Genomic DNA, 2,153 nt, shown 5'->3' on the forward strand with positions numbered 1-2,153 from the left:
CCACAAGCGGCTGGGCCCGCCCTCGGCCGAGGTCATGGCCGAGGAGGAAGGCCCGCCCCTCTCCCCGTTCCGTCGCTGGCTCCGCGACTTCTTTTCAGCGGATTGATGTTTCGGGCTGCCGCCTTCGCCTTGCCAGGCGGGTTGCGGCACCCGGCCAAAGCCGGGGCGACGCGGCGGGGCGCCGGCGCCTTACGGCTTGGCAGGCCCGGCCGGCTCGGGCGCGAAGCCCGGCCAGTTGGTGGCGGTGATGCGGCTGTCCTCGGCATAGGCCAGGCAGGTACCGATCAGCGCCGGCCGCTTGTCGCCCGGCCGCCAGTCGCCGCGCTTCGCCCGCCGCGACTCGTAGGTGGTCTGGAAGGCCACCGTCGCCAGCTGCGCCAGCATCTCGCGCAGATGGGTGCAGCCCAGCGTGCCGCCGACCCGTTCGGCCACCGCCCGGTTGAAGCCGCCGCCAATGCGCAGGCCGGCCAGCCGGGCGAAGTTGGGCGCGGCGTCGGGGCACATGCGGTAGGGGCTCTGCTCGGTCACCGCCTCGCATTCATGGATCAGCATCTCGTCGTCGATGGTCAGGCGGATGCGCATGCCGTGCAGCGGCTCGTCCGGCGCGACGACGCGGTCGATCGTGGAAAAGCCCTGGTCCTTGGTGTCGACCAGATGCCCCTCGATGTCGAACAGCCCGTCCTCGCGGGCATAGCCGCGCATGTCGATGACGCGCCGGTGCAGCGGCCGGCGCGCGGCAGGCGGGGAGAGGGGCATGGCAGGCTCCCGGCGTGGTGCGACGCAATATAGGGGGATCCCCTATGCCACGCGGCCCGGCGCCGGGCCAAGTCGCCCGCCCGCATGGCTGCCGCGCCCCGCCCCTGGGAAACTCCCGGCCCGCCGCTCTATTCTCGGCGGGAATGAATGACGCCGTGATCCGGGCCGAGGGCCTGACCAAGCGCTACGACGCGACGCTGGCCGTCGACGAGCTGAGCTTCGCCCAGCCGCGCGGCAGCACCTGGGGACTGCTGGGCGGCAACGGGGCCGGCAAGAGCACCAGCATCGCCATGCTGCTGGGCCTGCTGGTGCCGAGCGCAGGGCGCATCACCGTGCTGGGCCACGACATGGCGCGCGACCGCTTCGCTGCGCTGGCCCGCATGAACTTCTCCTCCCCCTATGTCGCCCTGCCGGCGAAGCTGAGCGTGGCGGAGAACCTGCGGGTCTATGCCCATCTCTACAATGTCCGCGGCGCCGAGGCCCGCATCGCCGAGCTGGCGGAAGAGCTGCAGCTGACAGACATCCTGAACCGTCCGGCCGGGCAGCTGTCGGCCGGCCAGAAGACCCGGGTGGCGCTGGCGAAATCGCTGATCAACCGGCCGGAGCTGCTGCTGCTGGACGAGCCCACCGCCAGCCTGGACCCCGACACCGGCGACTGGGTGCGCAGCTGGCTGGAGCGCTACCGCGCTGCCTCCGGCTGCTCGATCCTGCTGGCCAGCCACAACATGGCCGAGGTCGAGCGGCTCTGCGACCATGTGCTGATGCTGAAGCAGGGCCGCCTGGTGGCCGAGGGCCGCCCGGCCGAGCTTGTCGCCCGCTTCGGCCGCGCCAGCCTGGAGGATGTCTTTCTCGACATTGCCCGTGACCGGAGGGCCACCGCATGAGCGGCGCCGCGCGACGGGTCTGGGGCCTGGTCTACCGCCACCTCGCCCTCTACCGCCGCTCCTGGCCGCGGCTGCTGGAGCTGGCCTATTGGCCGGTGCTGCAGATGCTGGTCTGGGGCTTCGTGACCGCCTATCTGGCCGGGGTGCAGCAGAACACCGCCAGCGTCGCCGCCGGCATCCTGCTGGGCGGCGTGCTGCTCTGGGAGGTGGCGCTGCGCAGCCAGATGGGCTTCGCGCTCTCCTTCCTGGAGGAGGTCTGGAGCCGCAACCTGGGCCATCTCTTCGTCAGCCCGCTGCGCCCGCGCGAGCTGGTGGCCGGGCTGATCGCCATGAGCACGCTGCGCATGCTGGTGGGCGTGCTGCCGGCGGTGCTGCTGGCCTGGCTGCTCTATGGCTTCGGGCTGTTCGCGCTGGGGCCGGTGGTGGTGCTGTTCTTCGCCGCCCTGATGATGATGGGCTGGGCGGTGGCGCTGGGCGTCACCGCCATGATCCTGCGCCACGGCGCCGGCGCCG

Annotated in this window: 2 protein-coding genes and 1 pseudogene; 2 read left to right on the forward strand and 1 reads right to left on the reverse strand. The window is 71.9% G+C overall.

The window, feature by feature from the left end; genetic code table 11:
- Positions 1 to 189 precede the first annotated feature (189 nt).
- Positions 190 to 756, reverse strand: a complete 567-nt coding sequence (locus BKE38_RS26990; RefSeq protein ID WP_076960288.1) for a DUF2889 domain-containing protein — start codon at positions 754 to 756, stop codon at positions 190 to 192.
- Between the two features lie 155 nt (positions 757 to 911).
- On the opposite strand from BKE38_RS26990, the gene BKE38_RS26995 reads away from it, so the two are divergent.
- The gene (locus BKE38_RS26995; RefSeq protein ID WP_420014338.1) at positions 912 to 1,640 is read left to right on the forward strand and encodes an ABC transporter ATP-binding protein; all 729 of its coding nucleotides are present in this window, start codon (positions 912 to 914) and stop codon (positions 1,638 to 1,640) included.
- Positions 1,637 to 2,153, forward strand: a pseudogene (locus BKE38_RS27000) (ABC transporter permease); the annotation flags it as partial. The gene BKE38_RS26995 and the pseudogene BKE38_RS27000, both read left to right, overlap by 4 nt.

Origin of the sequence: Teichococcus deserti, from assembly GCF_001982615.1 — a bacterium.
Classification (GTDB): Bacteria; Pseudomonadota; Alphaproteobacteria; order Acetobacterales; family Acetobacteraceae; genus Pseudoroseomonas; species Pseudoroseomonas deserti.

Coding starts and splice junctions, on each gene's coding strand:
- BKE38_RS26990 (WP_076960288.1), bottom strand. CDS start 756: ATGCCCCTCTCCCCGCCTGCCGCGCGCCGGCCGCTGCACCGGCGCGTC.